The 25,684-nt window shown below is 71.5% G+C and carries 22 protein-coding genes; 7 read left to right on the forward strand and 15 right to left on the reverse strand.

Going from position 1 to position 25,684, the window contains the following annotated elements; genetic code table 11:
* Nucleotides 1-60 precede the first annotated feature (60 nt).
* From EU555_RS25585 to hemH, 3 genes are all read right to left on the reverse strand, one after another.
* The gene (locus EU555_RS25585; RefSeq protein ID WP_135418120.1) at nt 61-1,260 is read right to left on the reverse strand and encodes an IS256 family transposase; all 1,200 of its coding nucleotides are present in this window, start codon (nt 1,258-1,260) and stop codon (nt 61-63) included.
* A 293-nt stretch (nt 1,261-1,553) separates the two neighbouring features.
* A complete protein-coding gene (locus EU555_RS25590) occupies nt 1,554-2,102 on the reverse strand; it encodes a methylated-DNA--[protein]-cysteine S-methyltransferase (protein WP_135418122.1) in 549 nt (182 codons plus the stop codon).
* Between the two features lie 64 nt (nt 2,103-2,166).
* Nucleotides 2,167-3,267, reverse strand: coding sequence for a ferrochelatase (gene hemH / locus EU555_RS25595; RefSeq protein ID WP_135418124.1), 1,101 nt, complete (start codon nt 3,265-3,267; stop codon nt 2,167-2,169).
* A gap of 217 nt (nt 3,268-3,484) precedes the next feature.
* Here hemH and EU555_RS25600 point away from each other — a divergent pair, with 217 nt between their 5' ends.
* Together EU555_RS25600 and ung are read left to right on the forward strand one after the other, a co-directional pair.
* Entirely contained in the window at nt 3,485-5,002 is a 1,518-nt protein-coding gene (locus EU555_RS25600; RefSeq protein WP_135418126.1) for a bifunctional metallophosphatase/5'-nucleotidase, read from the forward strand.
* 27 nt (nt 5,003-5,029) lie between these two features.
* Nucleotides 5,030-5,734, forward strand: a complete 705-nt coding sequence (gene ung / locus EU555_RS25605; protein WP_135418128.1) for a uracil-DNA glycosylase — start codon at nt 5,030-5,032, stop codon at nt 5,732-5,734.
* 19 nt (nt 5,735-5,753) lie between these two features.
* On the opposite strand, the gene EU555_RS25610 is transcribed toward ung, so the two are convergent.
* Nucleotides 5,754-8,015 carry a ComEC/Rec2 family competence protein gene (locus EU555_RS25610; protein ID WP_135418129.1) on the reverse strand — a complete coding sequence of 754 codons (2,262 nt, stop codon included), beginning with the start codon at nt 8,013-8,015 and terminating at the stop codon, nt 5,754-5,756.
* 199 nt (nt 8,016-8,214) lie between these two features.
* Here EU555_RS25610 and gltX point away from each other — a divergent pair, with 199 nt between their 5' ends.
* Nucleotides 8,215-9,636, forward strand: a complete 1,422-nt coding sequence (gene gltX, locus EU555_RS25615) for a glutamate--tRNA ligase (protein ID WP_135418131.1) — start codon at nt 8,215-8,217, stop codon at nt 9,634-9,636.
* A gap of 267 nt (nt 9,637-9,903) precedes the next feature.
* Nucleotides 9,904-11,196: a citrate synthase gene (gltA, locus tag EU555_RS25620; protein WP_135418133.1), complete on the forward strand. Its 1,293-nt coding sequence runs from the start codon at nt 9,904-9,906 to the stop codon at nt 11,194-11,196.
* 144 nt (nt 11,197-11,340) lie between these two features.
* On the opposite strand, the gene denD is transcribed toward gltA, so the two are convergent.
* From denD to EU555_RS25650, 6 genes are all read right to left on the reverse strand, one after another.
* On the reverse strand, nt 11,341-12,324 hold the full coding sequence (gene denD, locus EU555_RS25625) for a D-erythronate dehydrogenase (protein WP_135418135.1): 984 nt from the start codon (nt 12,322-12,324) through the stop codon (nt 11,341-11,343).
* Nucleotides 12,325-12,346: 22 nt separating this feature from the next.
* Complete coding sequence (locus EU555_RS25630; protein WP_135418137.1) at nt 12,347-13,093, reverse strand: SDR family oxidoreductase; 747 nt, start codon at nt 13,091-13,093, stop codon at nt 12,347-12,349.
* Nucleotides 13,094-13,156: 63 nt separating this feature from the next.
* The gene (locus EU555_RS25635; protein ID WP_135418138.1) at nt 13,157-13,639 is read right to left on the reverse strand and encodes a GNAT family N-acetyltransferase; all 483 of its coding nucleotides are present in this window, start codon (nt 13,637-13,639) and stop codon (nt 13,157-13,159) included.
* A complete protein-coding gene (locus EU555_RS25640) occupies nt 13,636-14,487 on the reverse strand; it encodes an isocitrate lyase/PEP mutase family protein (RefSeq protein WP_135418140.1) in 852 nt (283 codons plus the stop codon). The genes EU555_RS25635 and EU555_RS25640 overlap by 4 nt, the downstream gene beginning before the upstream one ends.
* Nucleotides 14,488-14,566: 79 nt before the next feature.
* Entirely contained in the window at nt 14,567-16,369 is a 1,803-nt protein-coding gene (locus EU555_RS25645) for a methyl-accepting chemotaxis protein (RefSeq protein ID WP_167858663.1), read from the reverse strand.
* Nucleotides 16,370-16,988: 619 nt separating this feature from the next.
* Nucleotides 16,989-18,800, reverse strand: a complete 1,812-nt coding sequence (locus EU555_RS25650) for an IlvD/Edd family dehydratase (protein WP_135418143.1) — start codon at nt 18,798-18,800, stop codon at nt 16,989-16,991.
* Nucleotides 18,801-19,052: 252 nt separating this feature from the next.
* On the opposite strand from EU555_RS25650, the gene EU555_RS25655 reads away from it, so the two are divergent.
* Nucleotides 19,053-19,265 (forward strand): hypothetical protein, encoded by a 213-nt coding sequence (locus tag EU555_RS25655; RefSeq protein WP_135418145.1) that lies wholly within the window; start codon nt 19,053-19,055, stop codon nt 19,263-19,265.
* 98 nt (nt 19,266-19,363) lie between these two features.
* On the forward strand, nt 19,364-20,542 hold the full coding sequence (locus EU555_RS25660; RefSeq protein WP_135418147.1) for a pyridoxal phosphate-dependent aminotransferase: 1,179 nt from the start codon (nt 19,364-19,366) through the stop codon (nt 20,540-20,542).
* A gap of 73 nt (nt 20,543-20,615) precedes the next feature.
* On the opposite strand, the gene EU555_RS37200 is transcribed toward EU555_RS25660, so the two are convergent.
* From EU555_RS37200 to EU555_RS25685, 5 genes are all read right to left on the reverse strand, one after another.
* On the reverse strand, nt 20,616-21,050 hold the full coding sequence (locus EU555_RS37200) for a hypothetical protein (protein WP_245524491.1): 435 nt from the start codon (nt 21,048-21,050) through the stop codon (nt 20,616-20,618).
* A gap of 28 nt (nt 21,051-21,078) precedes the next feature.
* Nucleotides 21,079-21,447, reverse strand: a complete 369-nt coding sequence (locus EU555_RS25670) for a hypothetical protein (protein ID WP_245524492.1) — start codon at nt 21,445-21,447, stop codon at nt 21,079-21,081.
* A gap of 103 nt (nt 21,448-21,550) precedes the next feature.
* Nucleotides 21,551-21,766: a hypothetical protein gene (locus tag EU555_RS25675; RefSeq protein ID WP_135418151.1), complete on the reverse strand. Its 216-nt coding sequence runs from the start codon at nt 21,764-21,766 to the stop codon at nt 21,551-21,553.
* A 175-nt stretch (nt 21,767-21,941) separates the two neighbouring features.
* Nucleotides 21,942-23,162, reverse strand: a complete 1,221-nt coding sequence (locus EU555_RS25680) for an LL-diaminopimelate aminotransferase (RefSeq protein ID WP_135418152.1) — start codon at nt 23,160-23,162, stop codon at nt 21,942-21,944.
* A 99-nt stretch (nt 23,163-23,261) separates the two neighbouring features.
* Complete coding sequence (locus tag EU555_RS25685) at nt 23,262-23,633, reverse strand: hypothetical protein (RefSeq protein WP_245524493.1); 372 nt, start codon at nt 23,631-23,633, stop codon at nt 23,262-23,264.
* 140 nt (nt 23,634-23,773) lie between these two features.
* Here EU555_RS25685 and phaC point away from each other — a divergent pair, with 140 nt between their 5' ends.
* Nucleotides 23,774-25,588 carry a class I poly(R)-hydroxyalkanoic acid synthase gene (phaC, locus tag EU555_RS25690; RefSeq protein WP_135418154.1) on the forward strand — a complete coding sequence of 605 codons (1,815 nt, stop codon included), beginning with the start codon at nt 23,774-23,776 and terminating at the stop codon, nt 25,586-25,588.
* Nucleotides 25,589-25,684 lie beyond the last annotated feature (96 nt).

Genomic DNA, 25,684 nt, shown 5'->3' on the forward strand with positions numbered 1-25,684 from the left:
GTCCCAGGGCTTGGTGTAGCTGGGTGTGGTCCACCACGATGACCGGCAGTGCCGGACTGTTCAGACTGTGAGGTTTGGCAGGCTGACGAGAGGATCATCGCTGATTGGGGCGATGCTTTCCAGGGTCATGTACCGGCAGCGTTGCACGGCCCACTCGTCGTTCTGCTCCAGCAGGATGGCGCCGACGAGCCTTCGGATCGAGGGCTCGTCGGGGAAGATGCCGACGACCTCGGTGCGGCGCTTGATCTCGCCGTTGAGGCGTTCGAGCGGGTTGGTCGAGTGCAGCTTGGCCCGGTGCGCCGCCGGGAAGCCCATGTAGGCCAGAACGTCGGTCTCCGCCGTGTCCATCAGGGCGGCCAGCTTCGGGACCTTGGGGCGGAGCTGATCGGCCACCCTCCGCCACTGCTGGCGGGCCGCCTCGGCGTCGTCCTGGGCGAAGGCGGTGGCGATGAAGGCCGAGACGACGCGCCGGCCCGAGCGGCCGGCATGGGCCAGAACGTTGCGCATGAAGTGCCCCCGGCACCGCTGCCAGGAGGCGGTCATCACCTTGGCGACCGAGGCCTTGATGCCCTCATGCGCGTCCGAGATCACCAGCTTGACCCCGCGCAGGCCGCGCCGGGCCAGCTTGCGCAGGAACTCGGTCCAGAAGGTCTCGGCCTCGGACGGGCCGATGTCGAGGCCCAGTACCTCGCGTCGCCCGTCCGTGTTGACGCCCACCGCCACGATGACGGCGACCGAGACGATGCGGTGGTTCTGGCGCACTTTCACGTAGGTGGCGTCGATCCACAGGTAGGGCCACTCACCCTCGATCGGCCTGTCGAGGAAGGCGTTCACCCGTTCATCGATCTCCTGGCACAGCCGGCTGACCTGGCTCTTGGAGATGCCTGTCCCGCCCAAAGCCTGGACCAGATCGTCGACTGCGCGGGTCGAGATGCCCTGGATGTAGGCCTCCTGGATCACCGCCGTGAGCGCCTTCTCGGTCATGCGGCGCGGCTCCAGGAAGCTCGGGAAGTAGCTCCCCGTCCGCAGCTTCGGGATACGCAGCTCGACCGTGCCGGCCCGTGTCTGCCAGTCCCGGTCACGGTACCCGTTGCGCTGGGCCAGCCGCTCCGGGTTCTTCTCACCGTGGGCCGCGCCGGTCAGGCCGCCCACCTCCAGTTCCATCAGCCGCTGCGCGGCAAAGCCGATCATCTCGCGCAGCACATCCGCGTCGGCGCTCTTCTCAGCCAGCGCCCGCAGGCTCATAACGGCATCGGTCATCGGGGGTCTCCCGGGTTCGGGGTTGGTGTCAGCAACCCGATCCTAACCCGTCACCGCCGATGGCCACCCCCGCGAGAGAGCCCGCCTGCTACAGCGCTATTGAGGGCGCGCAGGCGGGCTCTCCCGCTCTCGCTCAGCTACACCACTCCAAGGGACATGACCCTCCAGAACGCTCCGCGATCCCTGGAGCCCTCCTTCGAGGCCCGCTATGCGGGCACCTCAGGATGAGGTTTGAGGGTCGGAGGTCCGTGACCGTCGATAGATCGCAGTGTCGTCGACCGTGCGAACCACCCTCACCCCAGATCCAGCCTCCCCTGCCGCCCCCCGAGCGCCACACCCTCGTGGGCGAGGAGCCACTGCTTGCGGTGGAGCCCGCCGCCGTAGCCGGTGAGGCTGGCATTCGCCCCGATCACCCGGTGGCACGGCACCACGAGGCCGACCGGGTTGGCGCCGTTGGCGAGGCCGACCGCCCGCACCGCCTTGTCCCGGCCGAGGCGCTGCGCGAGGGCGCCGTAGCTCAGGGTGGTGCCGGCCGGAATCCCCCGCAAAGCCGCCCAGACCTCGCGCTGGAACGGGGTGCCGTTGTGACGGACGCCGAGCCCGTCGATGGCACATAGATCGCCGGAGAAATACGCGTCGATCGGATCACGGATCGCCAGCGGCGGTGCAGCCTCGTGCAGGGCGAAGGCGGAGCCGTAATGCAGCCGCAGCAGGCGCCGCATCCGGGCCTCGTGGTCCGACCAGTCGAGGGCGCGCAAGGCCGCGTCCTCGTCGAAGACCAGCAGCATCGTGCCGATCGGCGTCGGGAGGGTTCCGAGGAGGAAGGCGGCAGGCTCGGGCATGGCCCGGCGAGCGTAACATCAGGCGCGGGGCCGCCGAGACGGTCCAGGCCGCCCCATCCACCGCTCAGTCGATCCACCCCTTCAGCTCGCGCGCCACCACGTGCTCGATCACCCGCATGCCCTCCGGGCCGTCGTTGAGGCAGGGCAGGTAGGCGAAGTGCGTGCCGCCGCCATCCTCGAAATAGTGCCGGTTCTCGCCGTCGAGCTCTTCGAGGGTCTCGAGGCAGTCGGCGGTGAAGCCCGGCGCCACGATGGCGAGGCGCTTCACGCCCTGCGCCGCCAGTTCCTTCACGGTCTCGTCGGTGTAGGGCTTCAGCCACTCCTCGTTGCCGAAGCGCGACTGGAACGTCGTCCGCATCCGCTCCGGCGAGTAGCCGAGCGCCTCGCGGATCAGGCGGCCGGTCTTCACGCACTGGCAATGATAGGGATCGCCCTTCATGAGGTAGGATTTCGGCACGCCGTGGAACGAGGTCAGGATCACCTCGGGCTCGAAGTCGAGGGCGGCGAGGTCGCGGCGGATCGCACTCGCCACCGCCTCGATATAGACCGGGTCGTCGTGATAGGGCGGCGAGACCCGCACGGTCGGCTGCCAACGCATCTTCATCAGCGCCCGGAAGGCCTGGTCGCAGGCGGTGGCCGAGGTCGCGGCGGCGTATTGCGGATAGAGCGGCACCAGCAGGATGCGGTCGCAGCCCTGGTCGAGCAGGGCCTGGATGCGCTGGTCGACCTCCGGCTTGCCGTAGCGCATCGCCCAGTCGACCACGACGCGGTCGCCCATCGCCGCCTGCAGCTTCTCGGCCTGGCCGCGGGTGATGGTCTTGAGGGGGCCCTCGTCCCGCTCGTTGTTCCAGACCGAGGCGTAGTCGCGCCCCTTCGGCCCGGGGCGCTTGGTGAGGATCACCAGGTTGAGGAGCGGCCACCAGATCGCGCGCGGCACCTCGATCACCCGCCGGTCGGACAGGAACTCCTTGAGGTAGCGCCGCATCGGCCAGTAGCTCGTGCCCTCCGGCGTGCCGAGATTCATCAGCAGCACGCCGACCCGGCCCCAGCGCACGGCCGGGTGGCCGGTGGGGAGCGCACCGGCCTGGCCGAGGGAAGCGGCGCCGGCCTCGCCGACGGGGGTGGCGCCGCGGGCGAGGGCGGCGTTCGGGGTCACCTCGTTCATGGTCGTCCGGTCTTGCCTGTCGGCCCGGAGGATGGCGCGCCCGGGCCCGTCTGAATTCGCGTCGGGTGGCGGCCTACATAGCGCAAAGGCTGCCCGAACCAACGCGTCGTGACGCTGCACCGCGCTGCATCCCCCGGATACCTGCGGCAACGCGCCGGACATTCAACGGTCAAGAAGGCCGTGAGACAATGGGCGGGCCTGCCCACCGGAGCCCCGCATGACCTCGCCCAGCCGCCGCCAGACCCTCGCCCTCGGCCTCGGGGCCGGCCTCGGTAGTAGCGTCCTGGGCATGGTGAGCGGGCCCGCCGCGGCGCGGGGGCCGGACGTCGACTTCACGCTCCTGCTCGTCAACGACATCTACCGCATGGGCGCGCTCGACGGCCGCGGCGGCTTCCCGAAGCTCGCCGCATTGGTCAAGGCCGAGCGGGCGAAGGGTCACCCGGTCCTGGTCTGCCACGCCGGCGATACGCTCTCGCCCTCGCTGATGTCGGGCATCGACAAGGGCCGCCACATCATCGAGCTCACCAACCTGATCAAGCCCGACGTGTTCGTGCCGGGCAACCACGAGTTCGATTTCGGCCAGGACATCTACCTGGAGCGGATGCGGGCCGCCAACTTCCCGGTCTTCGCCGCCAACCTGCGCCGGGCCGACGGCACGCCGGTGCCGGGCACGAGCGACTCGACGATCCTGACGCTGGGCGGGATCAAGGTCGGCGTGGTCGGCCTCGCACTGCCGGAGACGCAGGCCAAGTCGCAATCGGGCGACTGGGCTTTTGGACCGGCGCTCGCGACCCTGGCCCGGGAAGCAACCGCCCTGCGGGGCGCCGGCGCCGAGATGGTGCTCGCCGTCACCCACACCGACCGGGCGACCGACGAGGCCCTGGTGGCGAGCCGGCTCGCGGACATCGTGCTCTCGGGCCACGACCACGACCTCGCTTTGCGCTACGACGGCCGCACGGTCTTCGCGGAATCCGGCCACGATGCCGAGTACGTCACCGCCATCGACGTGAAGGCGGAGGGCAGCGGCAAGGCGCTCACCTGGAGCGCGGCGTTCCGCATCCACGACACCGCCGAGGTCGAGCCCGACTCCGAGGTGGAGGCGGTGGTGCGGCGCCTGGAGGGCGACCTTGCCCGCGAGCTCGACGTGCCGCTCGGCCGGGTGACCAACGCCCTCGACACCCGCACCGGCGCGGTGCGCCAGGGCGAGAGCGTCTTCGGCTCGCTGGTGGCCGACGCCCTGCGGAAGCAGGCCGAGGCCGAGATCGGCCTGATGAACGGCGGCGGCATCCGGGGCAACCGCCTCTATCCGGCCGGCGCGGAGCTGACGCGCCGCGACGTGCTGACCGAGCTGCCCTTCGGCAACACCTCGGTCCTGGTGAAAGTCAGCGGCGCCACGGTGCTCGCCGCCCTGGAGAACGGATTTTCCGAGATCGGCCGCCCGGCCGGCCGCTTCCCGCAGGTCTCGGGCCTCGCCGTCACGGTCGAGACCGGCAGGCCCGCCGGCAAGCGGGTCACGGCGGTCACGGTCGGCGACGCGCCCCTCGATCCGGCCCGGACCTACACGGTGGCGGCCAACAACTTCATGCTCGCCGGAGGCAACGATTACGGGATGCTGGCCGAGGGGCGTACCCTGGTCGGCGCGACCGACGGCACGCTCGTCGCCAACGTGGTGATGTCCTACATCCGCGCCAACGCGCCGCTGACCATCGAGACGGGGCGTCTGACGATTCGCTGACCCCCAAGCCCCGATCCCGAGGTCTCCTTGCCGACAGACGATTCCGTAGCGGGCGCGCTCGCCCGCTTCCGCGCCACCCGATCCCCCTGGCTGTCCCTGCCGTTCTTCGAGGACGGCAGCGCCGAGCGGGTGGCGGGCGCGGTCGATGCCCGTCGGGAGGCCGGCGCCCGGGTGCTGCCGGCGCCGGAGAACATCTTCAATGCCCTGACCCTGACGCCCCTCGATAAGGTGCGGGCGGTGATCCTCGGCCAGGACCCCTACCCGACCCCGGGCGACGCCCACGGCCTCGCCTTCTCCTATGTCGGCGGGCGCCGGCTGCCGGCCTCCCTGAAGGTGATCCTCGCCGAGATGGCGGAGGAGACCGGCGCGCCGGTGCCGACCTCCGGCGACCTCACCCCATGGGCGCGCCAGGGCGTGCTGCTCCTCAACGCGGCGCTCACCGTCGAGGCGGGGAAGTCCGGCGCGCACATGAAGCTCGGCTGGTCGGCGCTGACCGACCAGGCGGTGTCGGCGGTCTCGTCGACGCGCCCGGCGGTGGCCTTCCTGCTCTGGGGTGCGCCGGCCCGCCATCGCGCCGCCCTGATCGACGAGGCGAAGCACCTGGTGCTGGAGGCCGGCCACCCCTCGCCCCTCAACCGCCGGGCGGATTTCCGCGGCAGCCGGCCCTTCGGCCAGGCGAATGCGTGGCTGGAGGAGAAGGGGCTGGAGCCGATCGACTGGCGGCTGGGCTGAGGGCTGCAGCACCGGGCCCTCAAGGCTCGGCCTGGACCTCACCCTCCTCCCCGTCCGGCGGCTGCGCCGGCGCGGGCGCCGGGCGCGGCACCAGAGCGGCGGGCGGCGTCGCGACCACCGGCGCCGGCCGCCAGGGCCGGGCCTCGCCCGGGCGCTTGGCGGTTTCGATCACCGGGCCGGCCGGCGTGAAGCGCAGGGTCGTGGCGCCGTGGGCGGCCAGGAAGGTCTTGTCGAGGACGTGCGGGGCGGCGCATCCCGGCGGCGCCGCGAGGCGGGTGACCAGCACGGTTGCCCGGGCGCAATCCTCCGGGAAGGCGCGCTTGTCGCGGACCAGAGCCACGCTGGCCCCGCCGGGCCCGTACCCGACGCAGCCGAGCTTGTCGCAGCGGGCCCCCGCTGTGAGGTCGGGATCATCGCGGGAGCGGCCGTCGCCATCGGCCTTCAGCCATTGCTCGAGCACGAAGGCGGGCGGGCGCCCGAGCACGACGAGGCGGCCGTCGGCGCCGCGGAGAGCCGCACCGCCGCCCTCGCGGTCGACGTAGAGGTCGCGCCGCTCAGGGTTCGCCGCCAGCGCCAGGCCGAGGAGGCCGGGGGCGAGGCCGAGCCAGCGCAGGCCGGAAGCCGGCAGCACCAGAAGCAGGAGCGCCACCGTCATCAGCCCGAGGGCGCCGGGGCCGAAGGCCGGCAGCACGATTGTGGCGCGGTCGAAGCCCTGGATCCAGGCCGAGATGTCGAGCATGCCGCGCACGGCGAGCCCCATCGCCCACCAGACCGGCCGGTCGAGGGCGAAGGGATGGGCCAGGATGCCGAGCACCGCCGCCGGCATCACCACCAGCGAGACCAGCGGCAGGGTGAGCGCGTTGCCGACGAGACCGAAGGGCTGGACGGTCTGGAAGTGGTAGGTGGCGAAGGGCGCGGTGGCGATCTGCGCCACCAGCGTCGTGGCGAGCGTGCCGACGACCGTCGCGAGGCACCAGGCGAGGGCTCTGGTGATCGCGCCGCCGCCCTCCGGATTCCACAGGCGCCCCTCGATCAGCCGGGCGCAGGCGACGAGCCCCGCCACCGCCCCGAACGACATCTGGAAGCTCGGGCCGAGCAGGCCCTCCGGCTCGCGGGCGAGCGAGAGGAGCGCCGCGAGCGCCAGGTTGCGCAGGCTCAAGGCCGGCCGGTCGACCAGGATCGCGCCGAGCATCACCAGCGTCATCACCAGCGAGCGCTCGGCGGCGAGGTCCCAGCCCGAGAAGGCGCAATAGGCGGTGACCCCGACCATCGCGAACCCCGCGGCGATCTTCTTGATCGGCCAGGCGAGCGCCAGGCCGGGCACGAGGGCGAGGAGCGCCCGGGCGAGCCAGAACACCACGCCGGCGGCCAGCACCATGTGCAGCCCGGAGATCGACACGACGTGATAGATGCCAGCCGCCCTTAAGGTGTCGTTGGTGTCCTGGTCGATGAGGCCGCGCTTGCCGGTGACGAGCGCCGCCGCCACCGCGCCGGCCTGGGATATGCCGGCCTGACCGCCGTTGGATTCGGCGATGCGGCGGGTCAGTCCGTTGCGGGCCGCGTCGAGGGCGGCGGCGGCCCGGAGGCTCCAGGGCGCCGGCTCGGGCGGCGCCTTCACGGCGGCCGGGCCGAGGAGCGAGCCGACGGCGCCGATGCCGCGAAAATAGGCATCGCGGGAGAAATCGTAGCCGCCCGGCCGCGCCGGCTCCGGTGGCGGCAGCAGGCGGGCCTTGGCCTCGATGAAGTCGCCCGGCTTGAGCACGTCGGCGCGGCGGTAGGAGACCCGCACCCGGGCCGGGTGCTCGCTGGCCGCCATCTCGCCGAGGCGGATGACCCGGATCACCAGGCGCGCGCCTTCCTCCCGCTCCTCCAGCGCCTCGACGAAGCCGTCGAGCGGCGCGATCACCGTGCGGGTGAGGACGGGTGCGGCGACGCTGGCGACCCGCCAGGCGGCGGCACCGAAGCCGAGGAGGACGAAGGCCGCCGCGAGCAACAGGGCCGGCGCCACGGCGCGCGCCCGGAGCGCGACGGCGCCCGCGGCCAGGACCAGACCGGCCCCGAAGGGCGCCGCCAGGACCGGCGCCCCGTCCGCCGCGGTGAAGAAGAGGAGCGCACCGGCCCCGAACGCCACAGCCAGCCAGGGAAACAGCCGGCGCTGCGCCGCCTCCCTGCCGAGCCCGGCGGAGACCCATCCGCCGAGAGCCGGCAGACGCATCACGGGCGCCGGCAGCGCGCGAACACTGCGCGCCACCACCCCCGTTCCCGCGCCCGGCCCCGCCATCGTCCGCCTCGCGACGAGGCTGCGCGCAACCGCCGCTCCCCGGAGGGTTCCGGCGAAGGCCCGGGCCCGGAGACGGTTTCTTAACGGCTCGTCTCGCGCATGCTACAGGACCCGGCGCCGGCGGGTCGACTCGTGCGACCCTGCCCGAACGGCCCCGGCCCCATCGTTTTTCTCGGCTCTCACCCGGTTCTCGTCGCGCATGGCCTCCGTCGTCACCCGCTTTGCCCCCTCGCCCACGGGCTTCCTCCATATCGGCGGGGGTCGCACGGCGTTGTTCAACTGGCTCTACGCCCGCCGGCACGGCGGCCGGATGCTGCTGCGCATCGAGGACACCGACCGCGAGCGCTCGACCCAAGCCGCCATCGAGGCGATCCTCGACGGGCTGGCCTGGCTCGGCCTCGATTGGGACGGCGACGTGGTCTACCAGTTCGCCCGCGCCCCCCGGCACCGCGAGGTGGCGGAGGGGCTTCTCGCCGCCGGCCGGGCCTATCACTGCTACGCCACGCCCGAGGAGCTGACCGAGATGCGCGAGGCCGCCCGCCGCGAGGGCCGGCCGATCCGCTACGACGGCCGCTGGCGCGACCGCGACCCCGCCGAGGCTCCCGCCGGCGTCAAGCCGGTCATTCGGCTCCGCGCGCCGACCGACGGCGAGACCATGGTCGAGGACGCGGTGCAGGGCCGGGTGGTGTGGCAGAACAAGGATCTCGACGACCTCGTGCTGCTGCGCTCGGACGGCACGCCGACCTACATGCTGGCGGTGGTGGTGGACGACCACGACATGGGCGTGACCCACGTCATCCGGGGCGACGACCACCTCACCAACGCGGCGCGCCAGACCCAGATCTACCAGGCGCTCGGCTGGGACGTGCCGAGCATGTCGCATATCCCGCTGATCCACGGGCCGGACGGCGCCAAGCTGTCGAAGCGCCACGGCGCGCTCGGGGTCGATGCCTATCGCGACCTCGGCTACCTGCCGGCGGCCCTGCGCAACTACCTCGTGCGCCTCGGCTGGAGCCACGGCGACCAGGAGATCTTCTCCACGGAGGAGATGATCGCCGCCTTCGACCTCGCCCAGGTCGGCCGCTCGCCGGCCCGGTTCGACTTCGCCAAGCTCGAGAACCTCAACGGCCATTACATCCGCTCGTCCTCCGACGAGGCCCTGGTCCAGGCGATCGAGGCGATCCTGCCGACCCAAGGCGCGCGCTGGGGCCTGTCGGCCCCCCTCCCCCCGGAGCTGCGCCGGACGTTCATCGCCGCGATGCCGGGCCTGAAGGAGCGGGCCAAGACCCTGATCGAGCTCGTCGACAGCGCCTACTACCTCTACGCGCCGCGCCCGCTGGCCCTCGACGAGAAGGCCGCCGGCCTCCTCGGCAATGGCGGCCGCGAGCGGCTCGCCGGGGCGCTTCCCCATCTCGAGGGCCTCACTGAGTGGAGCGCCGCCTCGACCGAGGGCGCGGTGCGCCTTTTCGCCGAGAGCGCCGGGGTCAAGCTCGGGCAGGTCGCCCAGCCCCTGCGCGCCGCGCTCACCGGCCGGGCGACCTCGCCGCCGCTCTTCGACGTGATGGCGGTGCTCGGCCGGGACGAAAGCCTCGGGCGCCTGCGCGACCAGGCCGCGGCCTGAGACTTGCTCGGACCGGGTTGGTCGCAATTCTTGCCGGCACAACCCGGCCGTGCACCCCGCGAATCCACCGTCGCGGGGCGGTTCCGAACGGGCATGAACAGAATCTGAATTCTGTCACCCGGGCGGGGAGCCACTGTTGATGCCGGTGCGTCGATCCGCTAACCCGGTCGGCGAGTGAGCACCCGCAGCAAAGTCGCTGCCCTGCACCGGGGGCCGCGGTCGGAACGCCGTCGCTCAGTCACGTTGATGGAAAGGGTCCGCAACCCCATGAGCCTCCCCACCAGCACCCTCACGGTGAACGGCCGCGCGATCGAGATGACCACGAAGACCGGCACGATCGGTCCGAGCGTCATCGACATCAGCAAGCTGTACGCGCAGACCGGACAGTTCACCTACGACCCGGGCTTCACCTCGACGGCGTCCTGCGAATCGAAGATCACCTACATCGACGGTGACGAGGGCGTGCTGCTGTATCGGGGCTACCCGATCGAGCAGCTGGCCGAGCACGGCGACTTCCTCGAGACCTGCTACCTGCTGCTGTACGGCGAGCTGCCGACCGCGGCCCAGAAGGCCGATTTCGACTACCGCGTCACGCGCCACACGATGGTGCATGACCAGATGAACCGGTTCTTCCAGGGCTTCCGCCGCGACGCCCACCCGATGGCCGTCATGGTGGCCTCGGTCGGCGCGCTCTCGGCTTTCTATCACGACTCGACCGACATCACGGACGAGAAGCAGCGCATGATCGCCTCCATGCGCATGATCGCCAAGATGCCGACACTGGCGGCCATGGCGTACAAGTACACGATCGGCCAGCCGTTCATCTACCCGAAGAACGACCTCGACTACACCTCGAACTTCCTGCGGATGTGCTTCGCGGTGCCGTGCGAGGAGTACCAGGCCAACCCGGTCCTGTCGCGCGCGCTCGACCGGATCTTCATCCTGCACGCCGATCACGAGCAGAACGCCTCGACCTCGACGGTGCGGCTGGCCGGCTCCTCGGGTGCCAATCCCTTCGCCTGCATCGCGGCCGGCATCGCCTGCCTGTGGGGCCCGGCCCATGGCGGCGCCAACGAGGCGGCGCTGAAGATGCTGGCCGAGATCGGCACGCCGGAGCGCGTCGGCGAGTACGTCGCCAAGGCCAAGGACAAGAACGATCCCTTCCGCCTGATGGGCTTCGGTCACCGGGTCTACAAGAACTACGACCCGCGCGCCCGCATCATGCAGAAGACGACCCACGAGGTGCTGAGCGAGCTCGGCATCAAGGACGATCCGCTCCTCGACGTCGCGATGGAATTGGAGCAGATCGCCCTCAAGGACGAGTACTTCATCGAGAAGAAGCTCTATCCGAACATCGACTTCTACTCGGGCATCACGCTCAAGGCGATGGGCTTCCCGACCTCGATGTTCACGGTGCTGTTCGCGCTCGCCCGCACCGTCGGCTGGATCAGCCAGTGGGCCGAGATGATCGAGGACCCGTCCCAGAAGATCGGCCGCCCGCGCCAGCTCTACACCGGCGAGCCGAAGCGCGATTACGTGACGATGGCCCAGCGGGGCTGAAGCCGTCGGACGATGAATTGAGAGCGGGCGGCACGCGAGTGCCGCCCGCTTCTTTTTGGGCCGCACGATAGTCGAAGTAGAGCGCGGGATCCCCTCTCCCACACGGGAGAGGGGAGACCTGCGCCTTATCTTGAAAGCTGCTGATTACGCCGGCACCTTGCCGCCCAGCTCGTCCTCGATATGCGCCCGCACGATCGCGTCGAAGTCGGGCTCGGCCGTGAAGCCGAGTTCGAGTGCCCGGCGGGTGTCGAAGGTGCGGGGCCAGCCGGCGACGATGCGCTCGATGGTGGGATCGGGGGCGCGGCGGATGCGGGCGACGGCGGCGTCGCCGGCGGCGCGGCGCAGGGCCTCGATCTGCTCGGCCACCGTGGCGCCGACGCCCGGCATGGTCAGGTTGCGGCGGTCGCCGAGGCGCTTGGTGTCGAGGGTCGCGGCGTGGATCAGGAAGCCGACCGCCGAGCGCGGCGAGGCGTGCCAGTGGCGGACCTGGTCGGAGACCGGCAGCACGGCCTCCTGCCCGGCCAGGGGCTCGCGGATGATGCCGGAGAAGAAGCCCGAGGCCGCCTTGTTGGGCTTGCCGGGCCGCACGCAGATGGTCGGCAGCCGGATGCCGATGCCGTCGAAGATGCCGCGGCGGGAATAGTCGGAGAGGAGCAGCTCGCCGATCGCCTTCTGGGTGCCGTAGCTGGTGAGCGGCGCCGACAGGTACTCGTCGGGGATTGGCTCGGGCATCGGCGCGCCGAACACCGCCACCGACGAGGTGAAGACGAGGCGGGGCGCGTAGCCCTCGCCGATCGCCCGCACGGCGTCGTAGAGGCGCCGCGTGCCGTCGAGGTTGATCCGGTAGCCCTTGTCGAAATCGGCCTCGGCCTCGCCGGACACGATGGCGGCGAGGTGGAAGATCACGTCCGGCCGGCCGGCGACCAGGCGCTCGGCCTCGCCGGGCTCGGAGAAGTCGGAGGCCGAGAGCGAGACCGGGACCCGGGTGCCGGCCGGGGCCTCGGGCGGCACCACGTCGTGCAGGGTCAGGCGCGAGAGCGTCTGCCCGCCGAGGCTGCCGTCCTTGACCAGGCGGTCGAGGAGCTTGCGCCCGACCATGCCGGCGGCGCCGAGGATGAGGATATGCATGGGATGAACTCCTTCGCCGCCGTCAGAGCGTGAAGCCGCCGTCGGCGATGTGGGTCTGGCCGGTGGTGAAGCGGGACTCGTCCGAGGCGAGATAGACGGCGAGCGAGGCCATCTCCTCCGGGGTGCCGAGCCGGCCCATCGGCTGGCGGTCGATGAAGGCCTGGCGGGCGGCCTCGACCGAGGTCTTGTTCATCTCGGCCAAGGCCGCGATGCGCTCGTCGAGGGACGGCGACTGGATCGTGCCGGGGCAGATCGCGTTGGCCCGCACGCCGCTGCGGATGAAGTCCCGCGCCACCGCCTTGGTGAGGCCGACCACCGCCGCCTTCGAGGCGCCGTAGACGTAGCGGTTCGGCGCGGTGGCGTCGGCGCCGACCGCCGACGCGATGTTGACGATCGAGCCGTTGCCGCGCTCGAGCATGCCGGGCAGGAAGGCCCGGATCGTGCGGTGCATCGAGCGCACGTTGAGGTCGAAGGCCAGCTCCCACTCGGCATCGGTGCAATCGAGGATGGTGCCGTGGTGGACGAAGCCCGCGGCGTTGACCAGCACGTCGACCGGCCCGGCCCCCTTCGCGAAGGCCGCCACCGCCGCGTCCGAGCGCACGTCGAGGGAGGCGGCCTGCGCCCCCTTGAGCCCGTCGAGCTTAGCCGCGTCGAGGTCGGTCGCCAGCACCTCGGCGCCCTCGGCCAGGAACGCCGCCGCGATGGCCCGCCCGATCCCCTGGCCCGCCGCTGTCACGACCGCGCGCTTGCCCGTCAGCCGTCCTGCCATCTCGTGTCCTCCCGCATCCTCGCCCCGCTCCCCGGCGGGGCTTGTCCCGTTGCCGCGTCGCCCTCAGGCGAGGCGCTTGTGCATGTGGACGAGGCGCCGGTCCGGCAATTCCTCGACCCGTTCGGTGGCGTAGCCCCGCCGGGCGTACCAGTCGATGTTCCGCACGAGCTTGTCCCCGGTGTAGAGCCGGAGCTCCGACAGGTCGAGGTCCCGCGCCCGGGCTTCCGCCGCCGCCAGCAGGGCATTGCCGAGGCCGCCGCCCTGCCGGGAGGGATCGACCGCGACGCTCCAGATCGTCAGGTGGTCGGGGTGCGGGTCGAGCACCAGGGCGCCGGCGGGCGCCCCGTCCACCTCCGCGAGCCAGACCTCGTAGCGCGCCAGCACCTCGGCGGCCGGGGTGAGGAGCGGCACCGGCTCGACGCCGAGGAGCGGGCGATTCGGCGCGTAGGCGGCCTCCTGCAGGGCGGCGAGGGACGCGGCATCCGCCGGCACCGCCCGCCGCAGGGCGCCCCCGGGAACCGGCAGGCCGGCGGAATCGCGGCTCATGCGGAGCCCCGCTCCTTCAGGTCCCGGCGGAAGAAGCCGTTGATCTCGGAGAAGCTCACCGAGCCGTCGAAGCCGCCGAAGCTGCCCTCGTCGTGGATGCGCCGGGCCGCCCGGATGAAGCCGGTCCAGGCCGCGCGGGCGAGCGACGAGCCGACGCTGATCCGGCGCACGCCGAGCGCCTCGAGATCCGCGACCTTGAGGCCCGGATTGGTGCTCATCAGGATGTTGACCGGCACCGGCGCCAGGGCCTCGACCAGGGTGCGGATGTCCTCGCGCCGCTTCGGGCCCGGGGCGTAGACCACGTCGGCGCCGGCCTCGGCATAGGCCTGGAGCCGGCGGATCGCCTCCGGCAGCGGCTCGGGGTGGCCGGTGAGGTAGCACTCGGCCCGGCCGGTCAGCAGCACGTCGCCGCCGGCCGCGGCGATCGCCGCCCGGGCGGCGCGGATGCGCGCGACGCCCTCCTCGATCGCGTAGAGCGGCCGGTCGGGATCGCCGGTGGCGTCCTCGATCGACAGGCCGGCGACGCCGGTGGCGATGCAGGCCGCGACGTTGCGGGCGACGCCCTCGGGATCGTGGGCGTAGCCCGATTCGAAGTCGGCGTTGACCGGAAGGTCGGTGGCCGCGACGATCTCGGCGATATGGGCCAGCATCGCGTCGACGGGCACCGCCCAGTCGGTGTCCGGCAGGGCGCGGGTGAAGGCGTAGCCGGAGCTGGTGGTGGCGAGCGCCGGAAAACCCATCGCCGCGAGGTAGCGAGAGGTGCCGATGTCCCAGGGGTTCGGCATCACGAAGCAGCCGGCCTCGTGGAGCCGCCGGAAGGCGGCGCGGCGCGCGGCGAAATCGGTCATCGGGGTTCGTCTCGCGGGAATCGGGGCGTCCACCTTCCACGGGGCGCAGGTCGCTGTAAACCGCGGGAACGCCCCGGTGTCAGGCCGCCCGGACCGAGGCGATGAAGGCCGCGACCTCGGTGCCCAGATGCGAAGACTGGCGCGCGAGTGCCGAGGCCGCCTCCAGGACCTCGGAGGCGGCGCTGCCGGCCTGCTCGGAGGCCTGCGCCACGCCCACGATGGTGCGCGTCACCTCGCCGGTGCCGTCGGCGGCCTGGTCGACGTTGCGCACGATCTCCCGCATGGCGGCGCCCTGCTGCGCGACGGCGGCCGAGATCGCGGCGGCGCCCTGGTCGAGCTCGCGGATGCGCGCGGTGATGGTGCCGATCGCCCCGACTGCCCGCGCCGTCGCGGCCTGGATCTGCCCGATCTGGCCGCCGATCTCCTCCGTCGCCCGCGCGGTCTGGCCCGCGAGCGCCTTCACCTCGGCCGCCACCACGGCGAAGCCCCGGCCCGCCTCGCCGGCGCGGGCCGCCTCGATGGTGGCGTTGAGCGCGAGCAGGTTGGTCTGCCCGGCGATGGTCGAGATCAGGTCGACCACGGCGCCGACCCGCGCCGCGGTGCCGTCGAGGGCCCGCACGAGGTCCGCAGTCTCGTCGGTCTCGGCCACGGCGCGCCGCGCGAGGTCGGCCGAGTCGCGCACCTGCCGGCCGATCGTCTCGACGGAGGCGCCGACCTGCCCGGCCGCCGTCGCGACCGCCCCGACGTTGCGCGCCGTCTCCTCGGCCGCCGCCGCCACGGTGGCGGAGCGCTCCGCGGTCCCGGTGGCGATGGCGCTCATGCCGCGGGCGGTGTCCTGGAGTGCGCCGGCCGAGGCCGAGACCGTGGCGACGACCGCGCCGACCGCCGCCTCGAACCGGTCCGCCATGCCCTGGAACACGGCGCGCCGCTCCGCCTCGCCCCTCGCACGCAGGGCGGCCTGCTCGGCGACGAGCGCCCCGTTCTCGACCATCTTGGCGTGGAACACCGCGAAGGCGCGCGCGATGGCGCCGATCTCGTCCTGGCGCCGGGACGGCGGCACGGTGACCGAGAGGTCGCCGCCGGCGACGCGCCCCATCGCCGCCGCCAGCCGCGTGAGCGGGCCGGAGATGCGCTGGCCGACCCACCAGGACAGGCCGGCGGCGCAGAGGATGACGAGGGCGATGCATCCAACAATCGTCCGGCCGGTCGAGTCGCGGGAGGCCGAGACCGCCGCCTGGGCCTGGGCGTGCTCCTCCTCGGCGATCCGCGCCACCTCGGCGACGCGGGGCGCGAGGCGCGCCGAGATGGTGGCGAGATCGTCCGCCTCCTCCTTCAGGCTACTGGCGCCGACCATGTACGCCATGAAGCCGTCCCGGTAGCGGTCGACCAGCTCGGCGATCTCCGCCCGGTCGGCCTTCGCCAGGCCGGTCCGGCTCAGGGCCGTCTCGAATTCCGCGGCCCGCGCGCGCAGGGCCTCACCGTAGGACTCGTCGCCCCGCAGCATGAAATCCTTCTCGTGCCGGCGCATCATCAGCATCAGCAGGGTCAGGCGCGGCTCGTCGGCCCTGGCCAGGCGGGCCTCGACGTCGTGGATGGCCGCGCGCAGCCGGCCCTGCAGGCCGTCCTTCTCGGTGAAGCCGAGGGTGCGCTGCACGGCGGCGACGTTCTGGAAGCGCGTGGCGTAGATGTTGAGGCCGGCCCGCAGCGTCTCCGCCGCCTTGAGCGGCGCATCGTCCGGCAGGGGAGCGACCCGGCGCTCGATCTCCGCCAGACGCTCGCCGGCCTTGGCCAGCAACGCCTGCCGCTCGCCGAGCAGCGCCTCCTGCCGGCGCAGCAGGAAGTCGGTCTCGACCTGATGCGCCTTGAGCAGATCCTCCGCCATCGCGGCGATCAGCCGCGACAGATCCGCCGCATGATCGGCCGTGACCTGAAGTTTTTGCTGGGAATATGAACCCGATGCGAAGATGATGCCCAGGAGAACGACGCCGCCGACACCAAGCGCTGCAATCTGGGCGCGTAAGCCAATGTTGGGCAACCTGAGCTTCATAGCACGGCCCGTCGAGGAGATGTGCCGATTTCTTAGCTGGGCAAATGTTAAGAACCGATGATGCCTCGTGCGGCGCGCGGTGTAAGCGCTTTCCGGTGCGAGACACTGATGACCGCAGACCAGAGATGCGGGTTCAAGGCCGCACGGCCGCGCGGCCGCAAGTTAAGTATCTCTCACGAAACTCCCGATCTCCGGCCTTGCTCAGTGTGGTGGCCTCGGCGCAGCGGGAGTTGTGTGAGATGCACCAAGACACCGGAGCCGCAGGCTCTCTCGACGTCCGGGATCTTCTCGCGCCTCGCTGCGCTCATGCATGACAAGGAGCGGGGAATCACGAGCGACCTTGCCGCGATCGCACGCGCTCGGCCGCGCACCATCCGGTTCGATCGGTCACCGTCCTGCCTGGGCGGCCGCCCCGGACCGGCATCGGTCCGGGGCGGCCGGGATCAGTGCGAGGTCAGTGGTTGTCCCGCGGCACGCCGTAGGTCTGGGCGATGCGCTGGAAGGCCTCCGAGCCCTTGAGGATCATGCCCTCGGAGAGCTGGGCGACCATCGCGCGCTGGATCGCCTGCCAGGGGGTCTGGCTCGCCGGATAGGGGTAGCCGCCCCGGGCGTTCAGGTCCTCGCGGCGGCGCTGGATCTCCTCCTCGGGGAGCAGGATGTCGGCGGTGCGCTTGTTGAGGTCGATGCGGATGCGGTCGCCGTTCTGGAGCAGGGCGAGGCCGCCGCCGGCCGCCGCCTCCGGCGAGGCGTTGAGGATCGAGGGCGTGCCCGAGGTGCCGGACTGGCGCCCGTCGCCGATGCAGGGCAGCGACAGCACGCCCTTGCGGATCAGCTCGCCCGGGGGCTGCATGTTCACGACCTCCGCCGCGCCCGGATAGCCGATCGGCCCGGCGCCGCGCATGATCAGGATCGTGTGCGCGTCGATCTCGAGCGCCGGATCGTCGATGCGGTGGTGGTAGTCCTCCGGCCCGTCGAACACCACGACCCGGCCCTCGAAGGCGTAGGGGTCGTCCGGGTTGGCGAGGTAGCGGTCGTAGAACTCGCGGCTGATCACGCTCGTCTTCATGATCGCGGAATCGAACAGCGAACCCTTGAGGTTGAGGAAGCCGGCGCGCTCGCGCAGGGGCTCGCCGTAGGGCTTGATGACGTCGCGGTCCCAGGTCTTGGCGCCCTCGCAGTTCTGCGCCACCGTGCGGCCGTTGCAGGTCAGCGCGTCGGCGTGGAGCTTGCCGGCCTCGAGCAGCTCGGCCATCACCGCCGGCAGGCCGCCGGCCCGGAAATATTCCTCGCCGAGATAGTGCCCGGCGGGCTGCATGTTGACGAGGAGCGGGATGTCGTAGCCGACGCGCTCCCAGTCGTCGCAGGTGAGCGGCACCCCGGTCAGCTTGGCGATGGCGTTGATGTGGATCGGCGCGTTGGTCGAGCCGCCGATGGCGGTGTTGGCGACGATCGCGTTCTCGAACGCCTCGCGGGTCAGGATGTCGGAGGGCTTGAGGTCCTCCCACACCATCTCGACGATCCGCTTGCCGGTGGCGTAGGCCGCCTGGCCCCGCTCGCGGTAGGGCGCGGGGATCGCCGCCGAGCCGGGCAGCGCCATGCCGAGCGCCTCGGCGAGGGCGTTCATGGTCGAGGCGGTGCCCATCGTGTTGCAGTGGCCGGTCGAGGGCGCCGAGGAGGCCACGATGTCGAGGAACTGCTGGTAGTCGATGTCGCCGGCGGCGTGGCGCTCGCGGGCCTTCCACACCACGGTGCCGGAGCCCGTGCGCTCGCCGCGGCTCCAGCCGTTCAGCATCGGCCCGACATTCAGCGAGATCGTCGGGATGTTCACGGTTGCCGCCGCCATCAGGCAGGCCGGCATGGTCTTGTCGCAGCCGGTGAGCAGCACGACGCCGTCGAGGGGATAGCCGTACAGCACCTCGACCAGGGAGAGGTAGGCGAGGTTGCGGTCGAGCGAGGCGGTCGGCCGCTTGCCGGTCTCCTGGATCGGGTGGCACGGGAACTCGAACGCGACGCCGCCGGCCGCCGTGATGCCTTCGCGCACGCGCTTGGCGAGCTCGAGGTGGTGGCGGTTGCAGGGCGAGAGGTCCGAGCCGGTCTGGGCGATGCCGATCAGGGGCTTGCCGCCGCGCAGCTCCTCCACCGTGAGGCCGAAATTGAGGTAGCGCTCGAGGTAGAGCGCGGTCATGCCCGGATTGTCCGGGTTGTCGAACCAGAGGCGCGAACGCAGGCGGCTGGCGTCGATGCGGGGGCGCGGCGTCTGGGCCATGGCGAGGTCGTCCTTCCCGAGTTCGTTCCCGAGTTCGTTCTTGTCGAGAACCGTTCGCAGGAAGCTATGGACCCGGCCGGTGCAGGAAGGCAACACCGCCGGGCGCATGGCCCGCACCCTGTCCGCTGCGACCCCGGCGGGCCCAAAGTTTCTCGCCGTGGTGCTGTCGCAACGCCGGCGAGCGGTGCTATGAGGCCGGCTCGATACCGTTGTCCAAGACCGTTGTCCGAGCGACAAACCGGGGAGCCGCCGATGAGCCAAGAGAAGCCGTCCAACCCGCTCGTTCCGATCGCCATCGTGGTGGCGATTCCGGTCGTGGTCTGCCTGATCCTGATGCTGACCGACGAGGGCATCGAGCGCTCGCTGCTCTGGTCGGCGATCAAGACCGGCATCATCCTGACCGTCATCGGCGGCGCCCTCTCGTTCGGGGCCAGCCGGCTGGCCGAGCGCAACACCCAGCGCTGAGCGACCCGTCCCGACGGCACCTAGAGGGCCGCGGGACCCGACGACGGCGGGGCCCTTCGCGCCCCGCCTCGACCGTCCGAGGAAACGAGAGACCGCCAATGCCCGCCATCGTCCCCGCCTTCTCGCGCATCGGGGAGGAGAACGCCTTCGCGGTGCTCGCCCGCGCCACGGCTCTGGCCCAGGCCGGCCGCGACGTGATCAACCTCGGCATCGGCCAGCCCGACATGCCGACCCCGCCCCACGTGGTCGAGGCGGCGGTGAAGGCCCTGCACGACGGGCACCACGGCTACACCCCGGCGACCGGCATCCTCCCCTTGCGCGAGGCGGTCTCCCGCGACCTCGACCGGCGCCTCGGCGTCCAGGTCTCGCCCGACCGCGTGATGATCGTGCCGGGCGGCAAGGTCACCATGTTCATGGCGATCCTGATGTTCGGCGAGCCGGGGGCCGAGATCCTCTATCCGGATCCGGGCTTCCCGATCTACCGCTCGATGATCGAGTTCACCGGCGCGACGCCGGTCCCGGTGCCGATCCGCGAGGAGAACGGCTTCGCCTTCTCGGCGCAGGAGACGCTCGGGCTCATCACCCCGCGCACCCGCCTCCTGATCCTGAACTCGCCCGCCAACCCGACCGGCGGCGTGACACCGAAGGCCGAGATCGACACGCTGGTCGCCGGCCTCGCCAAGCATCCCGACGTGACCATCATGTCGGACGAGATCTACGGCACGATGACCTATGACGGCGAGCGCCACCACACGCTGCTCGCCTATCCGGAGATCCGCGACCGGCTGATCTACCTCGACGGCGCCTCCAAGACCTACGCGATGACCGGCTGGCGCCTCGGCTGGTCGGTCTGGCCGGCGCCGCTCTACGACGCCGCCCGCAAGCTCGCGGTCAACTCCTTCTCCTGCGTCAACGCCGCGACGCAATGGGCCGGGATCGCGGCCCTCGACGGGCCGCAGGATTGCGTGTCAGCGATGATGGCGGAGTTCGACCGCCGCCGCCTGCTGGTGGTGGAGGGGCTGAACCGGCTGCCGGGCGTCTCCTGCATCATCCCGAAGGGCGCGTTCTACGCCTTCCCGAACATCACCGGCACCGGCTGGAAGGCCAAGGCGCTCGCCTCGGCGCTCCTCGAGGAGGCCGGCGTCGCGACGATCGGCGGGCCGGATTTCGGCATCCACGGCGAGGGCTACCTGCGCCTGTCCTACGCCAACTCGGCTGAGAACATTTCTCGCGCGCTGGAGCGAATCGGCGCCTTCCTGGAGACGAACCGGCGCTGAGCGCCGGCCTCGTTCCAGCTTCGGCACGATCCTGCCGCGGGCCTGCGCGCGGGCGGCGTCCCTGGCCGGGTCCTCAGCGCCAGGCCTGCCGGTGCGCCCGGACCGTCGCCGCCCCGAGGTGATGCCGCTGCCGATGGACCTGCTTGGTCCGCACGGTCCGCATCCGCGGGGCATAAGAGTCGGGCTCCTCGCCGTCATAGCCCGGCGCGTAGCCGCGCACCGGCCGCAGCGGCGCCTGGACCGCGTCGTAGGGCCCTCGCCCGGTCCGGGCCCGGTAGGCGGCGCCGGCGAAGTCGCCGGGGGTGGGCGGCGTGCCGGGCTGGGAGAAGCTGGTCTCGGGGCGGTAGGCCGGCCCCCAGCCGATCTCGTCGTCGCCGGCCGGATCCCGGCCCGGGATGCCGGTGACGTAACCGACGCTCTGGGCCGCGGCCGGCAGGGCGGCCGCGACGGTGGCGAGGCCCGCGAGCAGGCCGGCCGCGAGGATGCGCGCGCGCAAGGGGCGGTTCATGGGGCGTTTCCTTGTGATGCTCGAGGGGTCAGTAGGCCCGGCTGCCCAGGATGTAGGTGGTCACCCGCCGCCGGCCGTCGAGCGGCCCCTCGCTCACGCTGTCGCCGTAATAGCCGAACCCGGTCGGCCCGAATCCGCCGCCATTGGTGACGGCGGCCACCGGCACCGCGCGGATCGCCACGAGCCCGGTTCCAGGCCCGATGCCGGGCGGCAGCGGCCCGGCGACGACATCGGGGTCGACCTGCAGCACGACGGGCCCGCGCGCGGCGGCCCGGGCGTAGATGTCCTGCTCGGCGGCGGCGGGCGGGCGCACCCGCACCGTCAGGGGCGACTGCGCGAGGGCCGGGCCGACGAGGCCGGCCAGGGCGGCGAGGGGCAGGAGGAGACGGGGGACCACGCGGGGCATCCTCGTTGAGCGGATGCCAGTCAACGCTCGAGCGGCCGCGCGCGGTTCCGGGGCGCGGCGTGCTGTCTCGTGGTGCGGTTGTCGGCCTTGATTGTCAGCCCTTGGTGCGGACCACGACCTCGCGCTCGCGCCGCACCCGCTCGCAATCGGCCCAGTAGCCGTTGAGGAGCGCCGGGGTCGAGGAGCAGCGATAGGCGACGTCGGGACCGGGGGCCGGGACGGGGTCGCGGGCGATGATCGGGTTCGGCGCGCAGGCGGCCGGCAGGGCGGCCGCGGCGGCGAGAACGACGAGCTTCAGCGAGCGACGCATCGGATACCCAGGGTGGAGCGTGACCGTTGCCGCACCCTGACGCCCGGGACCGGGCGGATCAACCCGAAGCGCGGCCTTAGGGGCGCGAGCGCGGCACCTTTCCGCCCTCCTGTCGCCCCCCGGCCACAAGCCGCAGGATGGGGAGCGCGCCCTGGTGATCGGGCGCGCGCCGCATTCAACCGGCTTTCTGCATCGGCACGATGTTGTGCAGGGTGCGGTCGGCGCTGTCGAAGAAGCGGCGGATGTTGCGGGCCGCCTGGCGGATGCGCTGCTCGTTCTCGACCAGCGCGATGCGCACGTAGTCGTCGCCGTGCTCGCCGAAACCGATGCCCGGCGCCACCGCGACGTCGGCCTTCTCGACCAGGAGCTTCGAGAATTCGAGGCTGCCGAGACCGCGGAACCGCTCCGGGATCGGCACCCAGGCGAACATCGAGGCGGACGGGACCGGGATGTCCCAGCCGGTCTTCTGGAAGGCGTCGACCATCGCGTCGCGGCGGCGCCGGTAGGTGGCGCGCATCTCGTGGATGCAGGCCTCCGGGCCGTTGAGCGCCGCGGTGGCGGCGACCTGGATCGGCGTGAAGGCGCCGTAATCGAGGTAGGACTTGACCCGGGTCAGCGCCGCGAGCAGCCGCTCGTTGCCGACCGCGAAGCCCATCCGCCAGCCGGCCATCGAGAAGGTCTTGGACAGCGAGGTGAACTCCACCGCCACGTCGATCGCGCCCGGCACCTGCAGCACGGAGGGCGGCGGGTTGCTGTCGTCGAAATAGACCTCCGCGTAGGCGAGGTCGGAGAGCAGGATCAGCTCGTGCTTCTTCGCGAAGGCGACGAGGTCGCGGTAGAAGTCGAGGGAGGCGACGTAGGCCGTCGGGTTCGACGGGTAGCAGACGACGAGCGCCACGGGCTTGGGGATCGAGTGCTGCATCGCCCGTTCGGCCGCCGGGAAGAAGGCCGGGGTCGGCTCGGCCGGGACCGAGCGGATCACGCCGCCCGCCATCAGGAAGCCGAAGGCGTGGATCGGGTAGCTGGGGTTCGGCACCAGCACCACGTCGCCCGGCGCCGTGATGGCCTGCGCCATGTTGGCGAAGCCCTCCTTGGAGCCCAGCGTCGCCACCACCTGGGTGTCGGGGTTCAGGTTCACGCCGAAGCGGCGCTGGTAGTAGTTCGCCTGGGCGCGGCGCAGGCCCGCGATGCCCTTCGAGGCCGAGTAGCGGTCGGTGCGCGGCTTGCCGGCGGTCTCGACCAGCTTCTCGATCACGTGACGGGGCGCATCGAGGTCGGGGTTGCCCATGCCGAGGTCGATGATGTCGGCGCCGTTGGCGCGGGCGGCCGCCTTGATCCGGTTGACCTGCTCGAAGACGTAAGGGGGCAGTCGCTTGATGCGATGAAAATCGGTCATGGCCGGGTCCTGGATCGGCGCCGCCGCTGCGACGCGCGTGTCACACACGCTGTCTAGAGGGGATTTGGGGGAAGAGGAAGTTCGAGGGGCGCCCTGGCGTTACTCTGCCGGCGGGACTTTGGGCGGAGCCGGCGGCTTGACGGCACCGCCGACCTTGGCGGCGTCGCGGCCCTTCGCCTCGTTGCGCTGACGGCTGGCGTCGAGCTCGGCCTCGAGCGCCTTCACGCCGGCGGCCGATTTGGCACGAGTCTCGCGGGGCGGGGCCGAGACGCCGACCGGGAGGAAGTCGCCGCCCCCGCGGCGGGACTGGGCCACGAAGTCGGGCGCCGTGACCTCCTTCGGCCCGAAGCCCGCCGATTTCGCGGCGTCGCGGATGCCGGCGCCGTCGAGGACGCAGCTGCCGGCGGCGAGGCAGGCCAGGAGCACGGCCGCACGGGTCGCGGCCGGGACGAGAGCGGGGAACGCGGGCATGACGTGGGGGGAACCTTGCGCGAGGGCACCGTGGTCGTAATGAAACCCGGTCCGGTGATCTGGCGGAACCGGTGGTTTGCGCCGATATTTTGTCGGAAAGGCGGCCCGTCGCGGCGGGCCGCCCACACACAGGGAGGAGAATGCGCGTGACGACCGAGAGGAGTACGGCGCCGGTTGCGGGAGTCCCAGTTGCGGATGTGGAGGCCCTGTCGCGCAATGCGGGCCTGATGACCGAGCAGTTCAGCCGGGCGCTCGTCGCCTACGCCAAGCCCCTCGAGGAGGGCAAGCCCAACACGGCCTTGGCCGAATCGGTCACCGAGGTGGTGCGCACGCTCGGCACCGTGGCCGAGAAATGGTTCACCGACCCGCAGAAGGCGCTCGAGGCCCAGACCCTGATCGGCGGCCAGTTCATGGCCCTGTGGGGCTCGACCCTGCAGAAGATGCAGGGCGAGCAGGTGCCCCCGGTCGCGATGCCCGACCCCAAGGACAAGCGCTTCTCCGCTCCCGAATGGACGACGAACCCCGTCTTCGACTTCCTGAAGCAGGGCTACCTGATCACCACCCGCTGGGCCGAGATCATGGTCGACGAGGCGGAGGGGCTCGACGACCACACCCGCGCCAAGGCGCAGTTCTACGTCCGGCAGATCTCGGGCGCGCTCTCGCCGTCGAACTTCCTCGCCACCAACCCGGAGCTGATCCGCGAGACCTTCCGGGAGAACGGCGCCAACCTCGTGCGCGGCATGACGATGCTGGCCGAGGACGTCGAGGCCGGCGGCGGCGAGTTGCGCGTGCGCCAGACCGACCAGGGCCAGTTCCAGGTCGGCGTCAACATGGCCAACACCCCCGGCGAGGTGGTCTTCCGCAATGACCTGATCGAGCTGATCCAGTACGCGCCGCAGACCGACACCGTGATCAAGCGCCCGCTGCTGATCGTGCCGCCCTGGATCAACAAGTATTACATCCTCGATCTGAACAAGGACAAGAGCTACATCGGCTGGGCGGTGAGCCAGGGCCTGACGGTGTTCGTGATCTCCTGGGTCAACCCGGACGAGCGCCACGCACAGAAGGATTTCGAGAGCTACATGCGCGAGGGCGTCTTCGCGGCGCTGGAGGCGATCGAGCGGGCGACCGGCGAGCGCCAGGTCTCGGCGGTGGGCTACTGCGTCGGCGGCACGATGCTCGCCGTGAGCCTGGCCTACATGGCGGCCACGAACGACGACCGCATCGCCAGCGCGACCTTCCTGACCACCCAGGTCGACTTCACCCATGCCGGCGACCTCAAGGTGTTCGTCGACGAGGCGCAGATCCGCGCGATCGAGGCCGGCATGCAGAGCCGCGGCTACCTCGAGGGCGCCAAGATGGCCAACGCCTTCAACATGCTGCGGCCGAACGACCTGATCTGGCCCTACGTCGTCAACAACTACCTGAAGGGCAAGTCGCCGCTGCCCTTCGACCTCCTGTACTGGAACTCCGACGCGACCCGGATGCCGGCCGCCAACCACTCGTTCTATTTGCGCAACTGCTACCTCGACAACAAGCTGTCGCGCGGCGAGATGATGCTCGGCAACGTGCGGCTCGACCTCGGCAAGGTGACGATCCCGGTCTTCAACCTCGCGACCCGGGAGGACCACATCGCCCCGGCGATCTCGGTGTTCGAGGGCTGCCGCGCCTTCGGCGGCCCGGTCGACTACGTGCTGGCGGGCTCGGGCCACATCGCCGGCGTGGTCAACCCGCCGGCCAAGCCCAAGTACCAGTACTGGACCGGCGGTCCGGCCCACGGCACGCTCCAGGAGTGGATCGCCGCCGCGACGGAGCACAAGGGCTCGTGGTGGCCGTACTGGTTCTCCTGGCTCGAGCAGCAGAACGGCGAGCGGGTGCCGGCGCGCCAGCCCGGCGGCGGCGTGCTGCCGACCCTCGGTCAGGCGCCCGGGACCTACGTGCTCGCGAAGGCGTGAGACGACGAGAAAGCCCCCGGGAGGCCGCTCCCCGGGGGCTTGCTGATCGGAGAGGTCTTCGTCCCGACCGACAGTGCCTAAGCACGCTCCGTCATC

Origin of the sequence: Methylobacterium nonmethylotrophicum (genome assembly GCF_004745635.1) — a bacterium.
In the GTDB taxonomy this organism is placed as follows: Bacteria; Pseudomonadota; Alphaproteobacteria; order Rhizobiales; family Beijerinckiaceae; genus Methylobacterium; species Methylobacterium nonmethylotrophicum.